A 16,486-nucleotide genomic window follows, 5' to 3' on the forward strand; every position below is an offset into this window, starting at 1 on the left:
CGCGGTTTACTTGGGCGCCTTGGTGGTGCGCAGATAGGGGAAGTGCGTCGTGAACTCCCCAAACTTCGCCTTGGCGTCGGCATCGCTGACCGAGGTCGGGATGATCACGTCATCGCCCACGTTCCAGTTGGCCGGCGTCGCCACGCCCTTGCCGGTCGACATCTGCAAGCCGTCCAGCGCCCGCAGGACCTCGGCAAAGTTGCGCCCCACCGTCATCGGATAGGTCATCGACAGCTTCAGCTGCTTGTCCGGCCCGATGATGAAGACCGAGCGCACGGTCGCGCTATGCGCCGGCGTGCGGCCATCGGGCAGATAGGCATCGGCCGGCAGCATGTCGAAGGCCTTGGCGACCGCCAGGTTGTCATCGGCGATGATCGGGAACCCCGCGCGCGACCCGGCGAATTTCTCGATGTCGCCCTTCCACTTCTTGTGATCCTCGACCCCGTCGACCGAGATCCCCATGACCTTGGTGTTGCGCTTGGCCCATTCGTCGGCCAGCTGGGCCACGGCGCCGAATTCGGTGGTGCAGACCGGGGTGAAATCCTTCGGGTGCGAGAACAGGATCGCCCAGCTGTCGCCGATCCAGTCGTGGAAGGTGATGGTGCCCTGATCGGTTTCGGCGGTGAAGTTCGGAACCGTGTCGTTGATGCGAAGACACATGTGGTTTTCCCCCTCTAGGTGGTTGCGGAATGGCTTGCCACTCCCTTAGTTAATCCTTTCCGGGCGCGCTTTCACCCCCCGACTTGCCCCTGCCGCACCGCAGTGACACAGTGACGCGAATCCGCCCAGGCGGCGGCGCGCAAGACACCGAATGGAGAACTGAGATGATCGAGAAACGCGAATTCTACATCAACGGCAAATGGGTCAAACCCGCCGTCGCCAACGACTTTCAGGTGATCGATCCCTCGACCGAGGAACCCTGCGCCGTCATTTCGCTGGGCAGCGAGGCCGACACCAACGCCGCCGTCGCCGCCGCCAAGGCGGCCCTGCCGGGCTGGATGTATCGCCCCGCGTCCGAACGCATCGCCCTGGTCGAGAAGCTGGTCGAGGTTTACGAGAGCCGCGGCGAAGAGATCGCCCAGGCGATCAGCGCCGAAATGGGTGCGCCCATCGACATGGCCCGCAGCGCGCAGGTCGGCGCCGGGCTGTTCCACCTCAAGAACTTCCTGCGCGCGGCCAAGGACTTCCAGTTCGAGAAACCGCTGAACGAACGCTTCCCGAACGACCGCATCATCATGGAAGCGGTGGGCGTCGCGGCGCTGATCACGCCCTGGAACTGGCCGATGAACCAGATCGCGCTCAAGGTCGGCGCGGCGGCCATCGCCGGCTGCACCATGGTATTGAAGCCCTCCGAACAAAGCCCGCTCAACGCGATGATCTTCGCCGAGCTGATGGATGCCGCGGGCTTCCCGGCGGGCGTCTTCAACCTGGTCAACGGCGACGGCCCCGGCGTCGGCACCCAGCTCTCGCGCCATCCCGACGTCGACATGGTCAGCTTCACCGGCTCCACCCGCGCCGGCACGGCAATCTCCAAGAACGCCGCCGAGACACTGAAAAGGGTGCACTTGGAACTCGGCGGCAAGGGCGCCAACGTGGTCTTCGCCGATGCCGACGACGCGGCGATCAAGCGCGGCGTGCTGCACATGATGAACAACTCGGGCCAGTCCTGCAACGCGCCCAGCCGGATGCTGGTCCAGCGTCCGATCTACGACAAGGCGGTCGAGACCGCCGCCGAGGTCGCCGGCAAGGTGACGGTCGGCAGCGCGCATGACTCGGGCAAGCACATCGGGCCGGTGGTCAACGAGGTGCAGTTCAAGAAGATCCAGGCGCTGATCGAAAAGGGCATCGAGGAAGGCGCGCGTCTGGTCGCGGGCGGCCCCGGCCGGCCCGAGGGCTTCAACCGCGGCTTCTTCGTGCGCCCGACGGTCTTTGCCGACGTCAACAACCAGATGACCATCGCGCGGGAAGAGATCTTCGGGCCCGTCCTGACGATGATCCCCTTCGACACCGAGGAAGAGGCGGTCGAGATCGCCAACGATACGGTCTACGGCCTGACCAACTACGTCCAGACCCAGGACGGCGACCGCGCCAACCGCATGGCGCGCAAGCTGCGCTCGGGCATGGTCGAGATGAACGGCAAGGCCCGCAGCCCTGGCGCGCCCTTCGGCGGCATGAAGCAGTCCGGCAACGGGCGCGAAGGCGGCGTCTGGGGCATCGAGGACTTCCTCGAAGTCAAGGCCGTCGGCGGCTGGGCTGCCGAGTAACAAGGGTCCGGGGGCTTCGCCCCCGCCACCCTCCGGGTGGCTCCCCCAGGATATTTTCGGCAAAGGGAAAAGCGCATCTGCCGCTTCCTCTTGCCGGAAATATCCCCGCCGGAGGCCAGCCGCCGCCAGGCGGCTTCGCGCCCGGCACGGGCGCGCGGCGGCACGCCGCTACTGCGCCGGCACCGCCACCACGCCGCGCATCCACGCCCCGCGCCAGATGGCCACGGCTGTGACGGTGGCATAGGCCACCAGCGACAGCACGATCAGGTGAAAGATCCCCTCCGCCTCCAGCCCGCCCTGCGCCACCAGCACGGCGCCCCCGGCCACAACCGTCAGGAAGCGAAGCAGCGACCCGATCACCGGCCAGAGCATCCGCCGCGCGCCCTGGCTCGCGAAATAGAGGCACTGGCCGAACCCGAACAGCGCATAGAACGGCCCGGCGATGCGCAGGTACAGCCGGCAGGTCTCGCGCACCGCCTCCACATCGGTGAACAGATCGGCCCAGAGCCCCGGAAACAGCGCCATCAGCCCGCCGATGGCCCCCGTCATCAGCGCGCTCATCCCCGCCGCGGTCCAGGCGATGCGATGCCCGCGCCCATAGGCCCGCGCGCCGAAATGCACGCCCACCATGGTGATCGTGGCCGCGCCGAAGCCGAAGACCAGCGGGATCATCAGGAACTCCAGCCGCGCGCCGATGCCATAGCCCGCCAGCGCATCAGGACCCAGCCGCGCGACAAGGCCGGTGATCGCCAGCACCGTGCCGATCGAGGTGAAGGGCGAGATCGAGGCCAGCGCGCCGACCCGCAGCAGGTCGGCGAAGACCGACAGGCGCAGCGGGATGCCACTCAGGCGCAGGGTCAGCTCCGGGCAGCGGCGGATCAGGAAGTGCAGCAGCAGCAGCGTCGAGACGCCAAAGCCCGCCACCGCCCCCGCCGCGGCCCCGGCGATCCCAAGCGCCGGCAGCGGACCGATGCCGAAGACCAGCGCCCCCGCGACGACCACCTGCACCGCCGATCCCGTCATCAACAGCCGCGCCGATACCCCCATCCGCCCGGTCGCGCGCACGATCCCGGCCAGCGTTTTGGCCAGCCACAGCGTGATGCACCCGGCGAACAGAGCCCCCGAATAGGCCAGCGCCTGCTCCAGCACCGCGCCCTGCCCGCCCAGCGCGCCATAGATGCGCGGCCCCAGCGTCAGGAAGATCGCCGAGGCCACCAGCGACAGCACCGCCGCCAGCACCAGCGCATGAAAGGCCAGCGCCTCGGCCCCGGCCCTGTCGTTCGCGCCCAGCCGCTGCGCGATGGCGCCGCTGACCGCGCCGCCCATCGACCCGGCCGCGATCATCAGGTTCAGCATGTACATCGGAAAGGCCAGCGCCAGCCCGGCCAGCGCGGCGGTGCCCATGTGGCCGACATACCAGACCTCGGCCATCGACGTGGCCAGCGTCGCCAGCATGGCCATCACATTGGGCGCCGCCAGCCGCAGAATCGTCCGCCCGATCGGCGCGACGAGAAGGGGATGCTGCAGCACGGTTGGCCTCCGGGAAAAGTTCAATAACTGAACCGAAACAGAAATCAGTTCAAAAAGTCAACTCTTTGTGGCAGGCTCCGCCGCATGAGCACCGCGAATTACGAGAAACACCTCTGCCCCGTCGCGCAGGCGCTGGTCGACCTGGGCGATCAGTGGACCCTTCTGATCGTGCGCGACGCGCTCAGCCAGAAACAGATACGCTTCAACGAGTTGCAGGAATCCCTCGGCATCTCGCGCAACCTGCTGACGCGGCGCCTGATCCAGCTTTGCGAGGCCGGGCTGCTCACCCGCGTCGCGGTCGAGGGCAGCAAGCGGATGGCCTACGAAGCCACCGAGAAATGCCGCGATCTGCGGCTGGTGATTCTGGCGATGGCGCAATGGGGTGAGAAATGGCGCCCCGATCCGCGCCTGACCCGGGTAGAGACCACCGAGAAGACCACCGGCAAGCCGGTCCGCCTGACCTTCGCGCGCGTCGAGGACGGCGCGCCGGTCGATCTGTCCGGCGTGCGCGTGACGCGCCGCCGCCCCTAGGCGGCAGCGGCCAGCGGCAGCGCGCGCGGCGTCTCGCGGATCGGCAGGTGCACGATGGCGCTGAAGGCGCCAACCGCCACGCCGATCCACCAGACGGCGGTATAGTCGCCAAAGGCGTCATACATCCGCCCGCCCAGCCAGACCCCCATGAAGCTGCCCAGCTGATGGCTCAGGAAGATGAACCCGTAGAGCGTGCCCATGTAGCGCACCCCATAGATCGTCGCGACCAGCCCCGATGTCAGCGGCACCGTGGCCAGCCACAGCGAGCCCATCAGCAGCGAGAAGATGACGACCGACTCCGGCGTGATCGGCATCAGAATGAAGACCGCGCAGATCACCGTACGGCCAAGGTAGATGCCCGCCAGCAGGTATTTCTTGGTGTAGCGCTGCCCAAGCCACCCCGCCAGCAACGTGCCGCAGATGTTCGCCAGCCCGATCAGCGACAGCGCCACCGCGCCCAGCGCCGATGTGGTGGAAATCCCCAGCGAGGCCAGCACGCTGCCCTCCTGCACCGGGCTGCACATCTCGGTCACCATGGCCGGGAAGTGGGCAGTCACGAAGGCCAGCTGATAGCCGCAGGAAAAGAAGCCGAGGAAAATCATCGCATAGGACGGGTCGCGGAAGGCCCCCATGACCGCGCTGCCCATCGACTGCGGCGGCCCGGCGGTGACCGGCGCGGGCGGCACCCGCATCGCCGGCAGCAGCGCCAGCATGGCAATCACCATCACGGCAAAGACCAGGAAGGTGCTCTGCCAGCTCAAAAAGCTCAGCATCCATTCCGCCAGCGGCGCGCCGACCACCTGCCCGCCGCTGCCCGCCGCCGCGACGATGGCCAGCGACATCGAGCGGTTCTCCTCGGCGGCCGACCGTCCGACGACGCCAAGGATGACGCCGAACCCGGTGCCCGCGACACCGAAGCCCACGAACCAGGCGTAAAGCTGATGTTCGATCGGCGTGGTCGACATCGACGACAGCACCAGCCCCGCCGCATAGAACAGCGCCCCCAGAATGATCGCGCGGCGGTCGCCGATCCGCTCGGCCAGCGCGCTGAATACCGGCTGGCCGATTCCCCAGGCCAGGTTCTGGATCGCGATGGCCAGCGAGAAATCGGCGCGCAGCCAGCCGAATTCCTCGCTGATCGGAATCTGGAACACTCCGAAAGACGAGCGGACGGCGAAGCTGACAAGGATGATCGCGCAGCCGACAATCAGGACCGGCGTGAACATGGGGGCAGAGCGTGGCATGGGAAATCCTTGAAGCCGCGACGGGGCGGCGATTTAGGCGCGACTCTACGGAACCCGGGCGCGGCGTCAATTCAGGAGAATTTACCTCACCTATCAACAAAACTGATGCAAGCACCTCTGCCCGCGCCGCTTTTCAATGCCGCGCCCGCACGGTATGGGCAGGGGCATGAGCGAAATCGAACGGCTATATTCCGAACGGATCGCGGCGGGCACGCTGCATCCCGACCCCGCGCAGGAGGCGATCCTGCCGGAATTCGAACGCATCCGCGCCGCCCTCGCGCAGCCGGTGAAACGGGGCCTGTTCCGCAAGGCGCCCGAGCCGCCGAAGGGCCTCTATCTCTGGGGCGGCGTCGGGCGCGGCAAGTCGATGCTGATGGATCTCTTCGTCGAAAGCCTCGACGGCATACACGCCCGGCGCGTGCATTTCCACGCCTTCATGCAGGAAATCCACGCCGGCCTGCACAAGGCCCGCAAATCCGGGGTCGAGGACGCGCTCGGCCCCGTCGCGGCCGAGGTGGTGCGCACCGTCCGCCTGCTCGCCTTCGACGAGATGCAGATCACCGACATCACCGACGCCATGCTGGTCGGCCGCCTGTTCGAGGCGCTGTTTGCCGGCGGCGTCACCGTCGTCACCACGTCGAACCGCCATCCGGACGAGCTCTACAAGAACGGCCTCAACCGCCAGCTCTTCCTGCCCTTCATCCAGCTCATCAAGGAGCGGATGGAGGTGCGCGAACTGGTCAGCCCGAACGATCACCGCCAGGGCCGGTTGCAGGGCACGCAGGTCTATTTCACCCCCATCGGCCCCGACAGCCGCGCGGCGGTCGACAAGGTCTGGCGCGATCTGGCCGGCGGCAAGGCCGAACCGCTGGTGCTGGTGGTGAACAAGCGCGAGGTGGTCCTGCCGGCCTTCCGCAACGGCGTCGCGCGGGCCACCTTCTACGAACTCTGCGGCAAGCCGCTCGGTCCCGCCGATTACCTCGCCATCGCCCAGGCGGTGCGGGTTCTGGTGCTTGACGACATCCCCCGCCTCTCGCGGTCGAACTTCAACGAAGCCAAGCGTTTCGTGACCCTTGTTGATGCGCTGTACGAAGCGAAGGTGCGCCTGATCGCCAGCGCCGCCGCCGTCCCTGACATGCTCTATGTGGAAGGCGAAGGCACCTTCGAATTCGCCCGCACCGCCTCGCGCCTGATGGAGATGCAGGCGGCCGACTGGGGCACCGAAGACTAGCCGTTCTCGCGCAGGATCGCCCCGGCAAGATAGAGCGACCCGCAGATCAGCACCCGCGCCGCCGGATCGGTCTTCACGATCGCCGCCAGCGCGCTGGCCACATCCGGCGCGGTTGTCGCGCGCATCCCGACAGACCGCGCCGTCTCGGCCGTGGTCTCTGCCGGCAGCGTATTCGCCTCGCCCGGGATCGACACCGCCGTCAGACTCGCCACATGCGGCGCCATCGGGCGCAGATAGCCGCCCACGTCCTTGGTGTTCAGCATCCCGCAGATCAGATGCGTCGGCCGCGCCGGCATCTCCTGCAACACCGTCGCCAGCGCCTCGCCCGCCCCGGGGTTGTGCCCGCCGTCCAGCCAAAGCTCGACGCCCGGCGCCGATTCCGCCAGCGGCCCTTGGCCCAACCGCTGCATCCGCGCCGGCCAATAGGCGCGCGTCACCGCCGCCTCGCAGGCCGCCTCGCCCATCCCCAGATGGCGCAGCACCGCCAGCGCGGCGCCCGCGTTGTCGATTTGATGCGCGCCCAGCAGGTTCGGCAGCGGCAGATCCAGCAGCCCGGTCTCGTCCTCGAAGACCAGCCGCCCCCGCTCACGGCGCGAATGCCAGTGCTGCCCCCGCGCGATCAGCGGCGCCCCAAGCCGCGCGGCCTGGGCTTCGATCACCTCCATCACCTCGTCCGGCTGCGGCCCCACCACGCAGGGCACGCCCCGCTTGAGGATCCCGGCCTTCTCGAAGGCAATCTTCGCCAGCGTGTCCCCCAGATAGGCCTCGTGATCCATCGAGATCGGCGTGATCACCGTCAGCGCGGGCCTGGCGATGACGTTGGTCGCATCCAGCCGCCCACCCAGACCGACCTCCAGCAGGACATAATCGGCCTTGACGCGCGAAAACGCCAGGAAGGCCGCGCAGGTCGTGATCTCGAAATAGGTGATCGCCTCCCCCCCGTTGGCGGCATAGCACTCGTCCAGCACCGCCGTCAGCGCTTCCTCCGAAATCAGCTCTCCGGCCACCCGGATCCGCTCGTGGAACCGGGCGAGATGGGGCGAGGTATAGGCATGGACAACCTTCCCGGCCCCCTCCAGCCCGGCGCGGATCATCGCCTGCGTCGACCCCTTGCCATTGGTCCCGGCGATATGGATCACCGGCGGCAGGCTGTCCTGCGGATTGCCCAGCGCCTCCAGCAGACGCCACATCCTATCCAGCGTCAGGTCGATGATCTTCGGGTGAAGCGCGAGCATCCGTTGCAGGATGGCGTCCGAGCTGGCGGCGCTCATGTCCGGGTCGCGGCCTCGGGGGTCTTGGCCTCTGCGCCGGGCACGACGTCGGGCGACGGCAGGTCGCCCTTGATCGCCGGAGTCAGCCCAAGCAGCAGCCGCGTGATCGAGATCAGCTCGTCGCGCAGCTTGGTGCGCGGCGTCACCCGGTCCAGCATCCCGTGATCCAGCAGGTATTCGGCGCGCTGGAACCCTTCGGGCAGCTTCTCGCGGATGGTCTGCTCGATCACGCGCGGCCCGGCAAAGCAGATCAGCGCGTTCGGCTCGGCGATATGCACGTCGCCCAGCATGGCATAGGACGCCGTCACGCCGCCCGTCGTCGGATGCGTCAGCACCACGATATAGGGCAGCCCGGCCTCCTTCAGCATCTGCACCGCGACGGTGGTGCGCGGCATCTGCATCAGCGACAGGATCCCCTCCTGCATCCGCGCGCCCCCGGCGGCGCTGAACAGGATCAGCGGGCGCTTCAGCTTCACCGCCTCCTGCGCGGCGGCGATGATGGCGTTGCCGACATACATCCCCATCGATCCGCCCATGAACGAGAAATCCTGCGCCGCGGCCACGATGGGCGTGCGCCCGATCTCGCCGGTGGCGACAAGCATCGCCTCCTTCTCGCCGGTCTGCTTCTGCGCCGCCTTCATGCGCTCGGGGTATTTCTTCTGGTCGCGGAACTGCAGCGGATCGGCCAGCGGCTCGGGCACCTTCACCTCGGTGAAAATCCCGCTGTCGAACAGCGCCTTGAACCGCTCGCGCGGGGTGATCGGCATGTGGTGCCCGCAGTTCGTGCAGACATTCAGATTGGCCGCCAGCTCGCGGTGGAACAGCATGGTTCCGCATTCGTCGCATTTCTGCCAGAGATTCTCGGGCGTCTCGCGGCGCGAGAAGATCGAGTTGATCCGTGGCCGGACGTAATTGGTGATCCAGTTCATCAGCGCTGTTCCTCGCGGTCCCTTGCGGGCCTTGAAATAGTCCCGACGGGGGGCAATTGCAATCAGCGGCGGATCGCAAGCCGCGCGACCAGCCAGCTGACCGCCAGGATCGCGAAGTCCAGCAGCATCCAGCTGCCGAGGTGTTCGATGTCGTCCGTCGCATAGGGCAGCGTGGCCAGGGCCAGCCCGCTCATCGGGCCCTTGACCGCGACCAGCAGCATCGCGCCGGCGTTGTTGAACAGATGCATCGCGATCGCCGGGCCCAGCGTTCCGGCGCGCGCGGTGAGGTCTGAGGCAGCCAGGCCAAAGCAGACGGCCCAGCTGATCGCGATCCAGGTCGTGGCCCCGGCGGCGGCCTGATAATGCCCCAGCCCGAACAGCAGCGCAGGCAGGCCCATCCAGACCAGCGGCGCAGAAAACCGCGCCGCCAGACCCTGCTGAAGATAGCCGCGGAACAGCAGCTCCTCGCTCGAGGTCTGCACCAGGATCGCGACCAGCGACAGCGGCAGCAGCGCAAACCACAGCGCCGGATCGAGGTTCGGCACCACCGGCTCTCCCGGCCCGTAGGGCGGCAGCAGGGCCAGCGCGATGTGGAGCAGGATCAGAAAGCCCAGCACCCGGCCGAACTGGCGCAGCGTCAGTCCCGGCGGGCCGGTCAGACTGGACGGCGCCCGCCCATGCAGCCAGCGCGCCACCAAAAGAACGGCGGCGATGATCGCGCCAAAGCCGAACAGCAGCAGAAGCAGAGACCCCGGCGTAGCGCCGCGCGTCAGATCGACCCGCAGGCCCGGCTCCAGGCGGAACAGCGCGGCGAGTGCCACGCGATAAAGACTGCCCAGCGCAAATGTCAGCGCTCCGATCAGCGCCAGTCCGATCACCAGCCGTCCCAGCCCCGCGGTCGGGCGCGCCGGGGCCACCAGCCGCTCATGCGCGGAATAGGGCGCGTCACGCATCGCTGGACACCGCAGGGGCGACAGGTGGCGGCACACGGGTGATGATTTCCGCCGCCGCCGCCTCGTCGTTGTGACGCCGTGCGGCCAGCATGTGTCCGACCGCCCCCGACAGGTTTTCCCCCATTGTCTCAAGCAGATGCATGGCGACCTTGCCATCGCCCTCGATCACGGTGCGCAGCTCTTCGGCGCCGATGCGCAAAAAGGTCGAATCCTCGGTCGCGACCAGTTCCGCCTGCCGCGGCTGGCCGGTAATCACCATCAGATCGCCAATCAGCCGCCCGGGGCGCACCACCGTGATCGGCCCGTCGCCCGCCTCGCTGCCCGGCCAGCGCAGCTCGGCCAGCCCCGACAGGCACAGATAGGCGGCATCCGGCGGCTCGCCATGGGCAAAGATCGTCTCGCCCTTCTTCGCCGGATACCACTGGGCGCTGAAGGCCAGCAGCCGCTGGTTGCGCAGATCCAGCCGCGCGAACAGCTCATTGCCCGCCACGATGCGCAGCTTGCGCCGGAAATCCGCCGCCCCCTTGCTGTCCAGCTTGTCGTCGGGGCGCGCGATCCCGTCGACCCGGCCATCGCGGATTTCGATATACATGTCGTAATTCTCGGGATGCTCGAACTGGTCTTCCATAAAAATCATCGTCGTCTGGGGCAGCAGCTCGCGCAGCCGGTCGCGGGTGCGCGTGCGGCTCGGGCTGTCGTGGCTGGCCAGCGCATGGTCGATCACCAGGATATCGGGCCGCTTGATCGCCGCACGGCTGAAGGCCGCGCGCTCCTGCAGGATGGTAGGCAGGTTGTTGCCCCCCAGCCCTGCCGGCAGGTCATACAGCGTGACCGCCGCCGCCTGCCGCAGCCCGTGTTCGGACAGCACCTCGCCCACCAGCTTCTCGACCGCCTCGGCCCGCGCGCCGGCCATCACCGAAATGCGCCCGTAGATCGCATTCTCGGTCAGGGTCAGCCGCGGCACATAAGTATCCGGCGACAGTGGCGTGAACATATCCCCGGCGAAACGGCGCAGCATGTCGGCGCTGCTGTGGCGCAGCGCGACGATCTCGGACTTGAAATGGTCCGGGAAGGTCGGCCCGATCTGTTCCGCCGTCAGCAGGAAGGGCACCGTCAGCAACAGCGCGATCTCCTCGCGCGTCAGGCCCGCGTCGCCCACATGCGCGCGCTTCTCCGCGATATCGCTCAGCCGGTGATAGACCTCCTCCTCGATCCCCAGCTTGCGGAACAGCGGGTTGTCGGTATCGTCGCGCCCGAAGGTCTGGCGCAGCGTATCCACCACACCCTGGCTGATGTTCAGCCCCTCGTCGGCCAGCCCCGTGTCGATCAGCATCTTCAGAAAGGCACTGTCCGAGGCCAGCGCCTGCTGCGAAATCTCGCGGCTCGGCGCGGCATACAGCAGGTTGCCCCCCAGCGGCACCGCCGGGTTGAAGGTTGTCGGATCGAACCGGTGGATCGCCCCCTCCAGACCCTTCTCCTTGAGCCGCCGCGCGATCTCGGGGCGCAGCTCGACGATCCGGCGCGCCAGCTCCGGGTGACGTTCGGGATCGAAGCGCGACCGCAGCGTCCGGCGGAAATACTGCTCGTCGATCCCCATCGCCTCGACCAGCTGGAACCACCAGTCGCGGATGTCCTCGCCGTCGGTCAGCCCGGCCAGCCCCGGATCGACCCAGTTCGCATCCAGCATGTCGGTCGAATTGCCCGACCGCCGCGCCTCGCGCGCGCGGTTGTCGCGCTCGCCCGGATCCCATTTGACCGTCTGCGGCTTGATCCGCAGCGGCATCAGCAGGTTGTCCCCCAGGGTCCCGTCGAACAGATAGGGCCGCGAATGGGCATAGCCGACCCGCGCCGCGATCACCGCCTGATGCAGGCTCTCGATCGGCCGTCCGCCCAGCATGACATGACCGCTCCGCGCCAGAACCTCGCGCGTCAGCAGCTGGCCCAGCGCCGCCCGTTCGTTCGGCTTGGTCGCCTTGATCGCCACCCGCGACCCCGGCGGGATGGTCATCGTCAGGTCTTCCAGCACGACGTTGCCGTCCTGGTCCAGAACGGTCACGTCCCTGAACTCGATCGTGCCCCTCAAATGGGGAATCTCCTCGGGTTCGCTGTCGAACAGCTCGGCCGGGATCATGCCGCGCGGCGCGAAACGCTCGGTCACCACCTGCCAGCGCAGCGACATGTCCTGCACCTCGTTGTAGTAATCCAGCAATTCCTTCCACGGGCTCGCCAGATCCTTGTAGGCCGCCAGCGCCGCCACCAGCGCCCCCACCGTGATCTGCCCCCGGATCGCCAGATAGCCGCCCACCGAATAGAACAGGAACGGCGTCATCTGGGTAATCAGATTGTTCAGAAACTTCATGAAGAACTTTTTCTGATAAATCCGGAAACGGATTTCGAACAGCCGTCCCAGCCGGTCGGTGAACTGCGCCAGCCGATACCGCCATCCGCCATTGGCGCGCAGATCGGAAATGCCCGCCGCACTTTCGCCGATCTCCGACGAAAGATGGCGGATTTCCTTGATCCGGTCCTTGTTCAGCAGGTTGATCTGCCGCTGCAGCCGCGGGATCAGCCAGGCCTGCAGCGGGATCAGCGCGATCGAGGCCAGCCCGAACCAGACGCTCTGCATGAACAGGAAGAACAGGATGGTCATCATCTGGCCGAACTGGAACGCCGGCTGCGCCACCGCGTCGCCCATCAGACCGCCCATCGGCTCGGCCTCCGAGGTGATCATCGACACCAGCTCGCCCTGCGAGGTGGTGCGGAAATAGGTGACCGGAAACCGCATCGACCGCGAGATCAGCGTATAGCGCAGCCGCCGCAGCATCCGTTCGGCCAGAACGCCCTTCATCGTGTTCAGCCGCATCTTCATCAGCCCGCCGATCAGCACCGTGGCCAGGAAGGCCAGGCACAGCACCAGCAGGAACTGCACCTGCGTCAGCTCATAACCATAGACATCCACCAGCTCGGACCGCGCGCCGATGGCGTCGTTGATGATCCGCTTGGGCAATTCCAGACTGGCGTAAAGGAACGGGAAGGTCAGCAGCGTCAGCGCGAAAAGCGCAATCTGCTGTCTGGCCGAATACTTCCAGATGAAGCCAAACAGCGTGCGTTCCATAAGCGTCTCTATTGTCGGGGCCGTGCCGTTTGGCAGGAAAGGAAGCCTAATCATTGCCCGCGCAAATGCAAGGTGCACCAGCTCACATAGGCCGTTCGCCCTTGTTAAGGCTGGGGCGGCGGTCTATTCAGCCTCGACAGATTTCTGGAGGGAAGCCAGCCATGCTCAAGCGTAAGTTCGACAAGTCGAAATTGCCCAGCCGCCACGTGACCGAAGGCCCCGAAAGGGCGCCGCACCGGTCCTACCTCTACGCCATGGGCATCAGCGACGTCGAAATTCACCAGCCGCTGGTCGGCGTGGCCACCTGCTGGAACGAGGCGGCGCCCTGCAACATCGCGCTGAACCGGCAGGCGCAGGCGGTCAAGATGGGCGTCAAGGCGGCCAATGGCACCCCGCGCGAATTCACCACCATCACCGTCACCGACGGCATCGCGATGGGCCACGAAGGCATGCGCTCCTCTCTCGCCTCGCGCGAGGCCATCGCCGACACCGTCGAACTGACGATGCGCGGCCACTGCTACGACGCGCTGGTCGGTCTCGCCGGCTGCGACAAATCGCTGCCCGGCATGATGATGGCCATGGTCCGCCTCAACGTGCCCAGCGTTTTCATCTACGGCGGCTCGATCCTGCCGGGCCGCGCCCCGATGGGCGCTGACGTGCCCGAGGATTTCGCAAGCCGCGACCTCACCGTCCAGGACATGTTCGAAGCGGTCGGCCGTCACCAGAACGGCACGATGAGCGACGCCGCCCTCGACATCCTCGAACGCGTCGCCTGCCCCTCCTCGGGCGCCTGCGGCGGCCAGTTCACCGCCAACACCATGGCCTGCGTCTCCGAGGCGATCGGCCTCGCGCTGTTCAACTCCTCCGGCATGCCCGCCCCCTACGAGTCGCGCGACCAGTATGGCGAGGCCTCGGGTCAGGCCGTCATGAACCTGATCGAGAAGAACATCCGCGCCCGCGACATCGTCACCCGCAAGAGCCTCGAGAACGCGGCCCGCATCGTCGCCTGCACCGGCGGCTCGACCAACGGCGGCCTGCACCTGCCCGCCATCGCCCATGAGGCCGGCATCGACTTCGACCTGATGGACGTCTGCGACATCTTCCGCGACACCCCCTATTTCGTCGACCTCAAGCCCGGCGGCCAGTTCGTCGCCAAGGATCTCTACGAGGCCGGCGGCGTGCCCGTCGTGCTGAAGGAACTGCGCAAGGCCGGCCTGATCCACGAGGATTGCGTCACCGCCAGCGGCAATTCCATCGGCGAGGAGCTCGACAAGATCACCCGCGAGGCCGACGGCAAGGTGATCCACTCGGTCGCCACCCCGATCACCAAGACCGGCGGCGTCGTCGGCCTGAAAGGCAACCTCGCCCCCGAAGGCGCCATCGTGAAGGTCGCGGGCATCGAACTCCAGCACCAGATCTTCACCGGCCCCGCCCGCGTCTTCGAATGCGAGGAAGAGGCCTTCGAGGCCGTGCAGAAGCGCACCTACAAGGAAGGCGAGGTTCTCGTCATCCGCAACGAGGGCCCCGCAGGCGGCCCCGGCATGCGCGAAATGCTGGCCACCACCGCCGCGCTCTCGGGTCAGGGCATGGGCAAGAAGGTCGCGCTGATCACCGACGGCCGCTTCTCGGGCGCGACCCGCGGCTTCTGCGTCGGCCACGTCGGCCCCGAGGCGGCCCACGGCGGCCCCATCGCGCTGATCAAGACCGGCGACGTGATCACCATCAACGCCATCGAGGGCACCATCTCGGTCGCGCTGACGGACGAGGAACTGGGAGAGCGCAAGGCCGCATGGCCCGGACCGTGCAAGACCGACTATGCCTCGGGCGCGCTGTGGAAATACGCCCAGCTCGTCGGCAAGACCAACAAGGGCGCCGTGACCCACCCGGGCGCCAAGGCCGAGACCCATGTCTACATGGACCTGTAGAGTCGCGGCCCTCGGTCTGGCGGGGCTCACCCTGGCCGGTTGCGACGAAGCGACCGGCCTGCCCTTCGCCGGCGAGTTGGGCGGCTCAGCCGCGCAATCCGCACCGCGCATGGCGCAGGTGGCACTTGGCGGCGGCGAGATCGTGCTCGCCGCGCCCGAAGGCTTCTGCTTCGACCGCAGTTCGGTGCGCCGCACGCCCAAGGGCGGTTTCGCCGTCATGGCGCGCTGCGACACGCTCGGCGTAGGTGGCTTCTACGGCGTGCACCCGCTCGCCATCGTCACCGTGACCACCTCGCCGCAGGACGCCGGCACCCCCCTGCCCACGCCCGAGGACGTCGCCCGCTCGGCCGGCAGCGCCCGGTTGCTCGACAGCGCACGCGGCAAGGGCCTGTCGCTGGCCCAGCTCTCTGACGGCGCGCAGCGGCTGGAAGGGGTCAGCGCCCGGCACTGGCGCGGGGTCTTCTCGGTCGGTCGCCATCTCGTGGCCGTCAGCCTCTATGCGCCGGAAGGCAGCCGCGCGCTCGGCCGCGACGGCGCGCGCCTTCTCACCACCCTCTCCGCCCGCACCCAGAGCGCCAGCGCCCAGGTTGCGGCAGGCAAGACCCAGGCGGTGAAACAGTAGCGCGAAATGCGCCCGCCCCCGCAGTTGGCGGTTTATTTGCCGGGCCTCATCCCGTTAAATGCGCGAAAGACCGGCGCGCACCGCCGGCAACGGGGACGGAATGGTCAAACTGATCGAGCGGCTGGTTCAGGCGCGCACCCTGCGCCGATGGCGCAAGGCGGCCGCCATGGCGCACGACATGCCGCTCGGCCTGCTGCGCCTGCGCCGCAATCAGGCGCGCGCCCTGCGCAGCCAGCTGAACCATCTGATCCACGTCGCCGACGGGCGGCTGGCGCTGCCCAAGTCCGGCACCAGCTATTTCCCCCGCCCGCATGGCACCGACTGGGCCTGGCGCCCCGACGCCTGGCGCGGGCCGCTGCCGGTGCCCGGCATTTCCTCGGCCCCCACGCGCTCGGCGCTCGGCGACAAGGTCACCCTGTTCCACGATTGCACCGTCTCCGAACTCACCCTGCGCCAGCTACGCAACCAGCGAGAGGCCGATCTCGCACCCTACGGCCTGCGCATGGACGTGTTTAGGTTCGACGGCTCGTTCCTGTCGCTGGTGATCGACCTGCCCGAAGACGCGGTCAAGGGGCTGACCCGCTCCCACCTGCTGCGTGTCAGCAGCATCGTCGAAACCGAGAAGCCGCTGGAAATCTTCGCCCGCCTCAACATCCGCCACGGCCCCAACACCGAACAGATCGTGCGCGAGCTGCCGCTGAACGCCAGCGAGGTGGTGGTCGACTTCGACCTCGCCTATTCCAGACTGAACGAGAAGCGGATCGAACATATCTGGCTCGACCTGATCTTCGAGGCCCCCGAGATGAACCAGGTCGTCCTGCGCGACCTGACCTTCTGCCGCCACCCGCGCGCCGCGCTCTGAGAAAAGAAC

General features: G+C 67.4%; 13 protein-coding genes. 6 read left to right on the top strand and 7 right to left on the bottom strand.

Going from position 1 to position 16,486, the window contains the following annotated elements; all coding sequences use genetic code 11:
* Positions 1 to 6: 6 nt before the first annotated feature.
* Positions 7 to 660, bottom strand: a complete 654-nt coding sequence (locus ACFO5X_RS09385) for a peroxiredoxin (protein WP_380717110.1) — start codon at positions 658 to 660, stop codon at positions 7 to 9.
* Positions 661 to 824: 164 nt separating this feature from the next.
* Between ACFO5X_RS09385 and ACFO5X_RS09390 the strand changes: the two genes are divergently transcribed.
* Positions 825 to 2,264, top strand: coding sequence for an aldehyde dehydrogenase family protein (locus tag ACFO5X_RS09390; RefSeq protein WP_380717111.1), 1,440 nt, complete (start codon positions 825 to 827; stop codon positions 2,262 to 2,264).
* A 168-nt stretch (positions 2,265 to 2,432) separates the two neighbouring features.
* Here ACFO5X_RS09390 and ACFO5X_RS09395 read toward each other — a convergent pair whose 3' ends face one another.
* Positions 2,433 to 3,794, bottom strand: coding sequence for an MATE family efflux transporter (locus ACFO5X_RS09395; RefSeq protein ID WP_380717112.1), 1,362 nt, complete (start codon positions 3,792 to 3,794; stop codon positions 2,433 to 2,435).
* An 84-nt stretch (positions 3,795 to 3,878) separates the two neighbouring features.
* Here ACFO5X_RS09395 and ACFO5X_RS09400 point away from each other — a divergent pair, with 84 nt between their 5' ends.
* The gene (locus tag ACFO5X_RS09400; RefSeq protein ID WP_380717114.1) at positions 3,879 to 4,325 is read left to right on the top strand and encodes a winged helix-turn-helix transcriptional regulator; all 447 of its coding nucleotides are present in this window, start codon (positions 3,879 to 3,881) and stop codon (positions 4,323 to 4,325) included.
* On the opposite strand, the gene ACFO5X_RS09405 is transcribed toward ACFO5X_RS09400, so the two are convergent.
* A complete protein-coding gene (locus ACFO5X_RS09405; protein ID WP_380717115.1) occupies positions 4,322 to 5,569 on the bottom strand; it encodes an MFS transporter in 1,248 nt (415 codons plus the stop codon). The two genes, ACFO5X_RS09400 and ACFO5X_RS09405, sit on opposite strands and share 4 nt — an antisense overlap.
* A 166-nt stretch (positions 5,570 to 5,735) precedes the next feature.
* Here ACFO5X_RS09405 and zapE point away from each other — a divergent pair, with 166 nt between their 5' ends.
* Positions 5,736 to 6,800 carry a cell division protein ZapE gene (zapE, locus tag ACFO5X_RS09410; RefSeq protein ID WP_380717116.1) on the top strand — a complete coding sequence of 355 codons (1,065 nt, stop codon included), beginning with the start codon at positions 5,736 to 5,738 and terminating at the stop codon, positions 6,798 to 6,800.
* Here the strand turns inward: zapE and ACFO5X_RS09415 are convergent.
* The 4 genes from ACFO5X_RS09415 to ACFO5X_RS09430 all read right to left on the bottom strand — a co-directional run bounded on the left by ACFO5X_RS09415 (position 6,797) and on the right by ACFO5X_RS09430 (position 13,068).
* Positions 6,797 to 8,071, bottom strand: a complete 1,275-nt coding sequence (locus ACFO5X_RS09415; protein WP_380717117.1) for a bifunctional folylpolyglutamate synthase/dihydrofolate synthase — start codon at positions 8,069 to 8,071, stop codon at positions 6,797 to 6,799. The genes zapE and ACFO5X_RS09415 overlap by 4 nt on opposite strands.
* The gene (accD, locus tag ACFO5X_RS09420) at positions 8,068 to 9,000 is read right to left on the bottom strand and encodes an acetyl-CoA carboxylase, carboxyltransferase subunit beta (protein ID WP_380717118.1); all 933 of its coding nucleotides are present in this window, start codon (positions 8,998 to 9,000) and stop codon (positions 8,068 to 8,070) included. The genes ACFO5X_RS09415 and accD overlap by 4 nt, the downstream gene beginning before the upstream one ends.
* Before the next feature lie 62 nt (positions 9,001 to 9,062).
* On the bottom strand, positions 9,063 to 9,953 hold the full coding sequence (locus ACFO5X_RS09425) for a CPBP family intramembrane glutamic endopeptidase (protein WP_380717120.1): 891 nt from the start codon (positions 9,951 to 9,953) through the stop codon (positions 9,063 to 9,065).
* Complete coding sequence (locus tag ACFO5X_RS09430; protein WP_380717121.1) at positions 9,946 to 13,068, bottom strand: ABC transporter transmembrane domain-containing protein; 3,123 nt, start codon at positions 13,066 to 13,068, stop codon at positions 9,946 to 9,948. Before ACFO5X_RS09430 ends, ACFO5X_RS09425 begins: the two co-directional genes overlap by 8 nt.
* A gap of 161 nt (positions 13,069 to 13,229) precedes the next feature.
* Here ACFO5X_RS09430 and ilvD point away from each other — a divergent pair, with 161 nt between their 5' ends.
* The 3 genes from ilvD (at position 13,230) to ACFO5X_RS09445 (ending at position 16,477) form a co-directional block, all read left to right on the top strand.
* Positions 13,230 to 14,993 (top strand): dihydroxy-acid dehydratase, encoded by a 1,764-nt coding sequence (ilvD, locus tag ACFO5X_RS09435; RefSeq protein ID WP_380717122.1) that lies wholly within the window; start codon positions 13,230 to 13,232, stop codon positions 14,991 to 14,993.
* Complete coding sequence (locus tag ACFO5X_RS09440) at positions 14,974 to 15,615, top strand: hypothetical protein (RefSeq protein ID WP_380717123.1); 642 nt, start codon at positions 14,974 to 14,976, stop codon at positions 15,613 to 15,615. The genes ilvD and ACFO5X_RS09440 overlap by 20 nt, the downstream gene beginning before the upstream one ends.
* 100 nt (positions 15,616 to 15,715) lie before the next feature.
* Positions 15,716 to 16,477 (top strand): DUF6478 family protein, encoded by a 762-nt coding sequence (locus tag ACFO5X_RS09445; RefSeq protein WP_380717124.1) that lies wholly within the window; start codon positions 15,716 to 15,718, stop codon positions 16,475 to 16,477.
* The last annotated feature ends 9 nt before the right edge of the window (positions 16,478 to 16,486 follow it).

Source organism: Seohaeicola nanhaiensis, assembly GCF_042654245.1.
Taxonomy (GTDB): Bacteria; Pseudomonadota; Alphaproteobacteria; order Rhodobacterales; family Rhodobacteraceae; genus Seohaeicola_A; species Seohaeicola_A nanhaiensis.

Bases quoted from the DNA above. Each gene is read 5' to 3' on its own strand.
- ACFO5X_RS09385 (WP_380717110.1), bottom strand. From the start codon at position 660: ATGTGTCTTCGCATCAACGACACGGTTCCGAACTTCACCGCCGAAACC.
- ACFO5X_RS09390 (WP_380717111.1), top strand. From the start codon at position 825: ATGATCGAGAAACGCGAATTCTACATCAACGGCAAATGGGTCAAACCC.
- ACFO5X_RS09400 (WP_380717114.1), top strand. From the start codon at position 3,879: ATGAGCACCGCGAATTACGAGAAACACCTCTGCCCCGTCGCGCAGGCG.
- ACFO5X_RS09405 (WP_380717115.1), bottom strand. From the start codon at position 5,569: ATGCCACGCTCTGCCCCCATGTTCACGCCGGTCCTGATTGTCGGCTGC.
- zapE (WP_380717116.1), top strand. From the start codon at position 5,736: ATGAGCGAAATCGAACGGCTATATTCCGAACGGATCGCGGCGGGCACG.
- ACFO5X_RS09415 (WP_380717117.1), bottom strand. From the start codon at position 8,071: ATGAGCGCCGCCAGCTCGGACGCCATCCTGCAACGGATGCTCGCGCTT.
- accD (WP_380717118.1), bottom strand. From the start codon at position 9,000: ATGAACTGGATCACCAATTACGTCCGGCCACGGATCAACTCGATCTTC.
- ACFO5X_RS09425 (WP_380717120.1), bottom strand. From the start codon at position 9,953: ATGCGTGACGCGCCCTATTCCGCGCATGAGCGGCTGGTGGCCCCGGCG.
- ACFO5X_RS09430 (WP_380717121.1), bottom strand. From the start codon at position 13,068: ATGGAACGCACGCTGTTTGGCTTCATCTGGAAGTATTCGGCCAGACAG.
- ilvD (WP_380717122.1), top strand. From the start codon at position 13,230: ATGCTCAAGCGTAAGTTCGACAAGTCGAAATTGCCCAGCCGCCACGTG.
- ACFO5X_RS09440 (WP_380717123.1), top strand. From the start codon at position 14,974: ATGTCTACATGGACCTGTAGAGTCGCGGCCCTCGGTCTGGCGGGGCTC.
- ACFO5X_RS09445 (WP_380717124.1), top strand. From the start codon at position 15,716: ATGGTCAAACTGATCGAGCGGCTGGTTCAGGCGCGCACCCTGCGCCGA.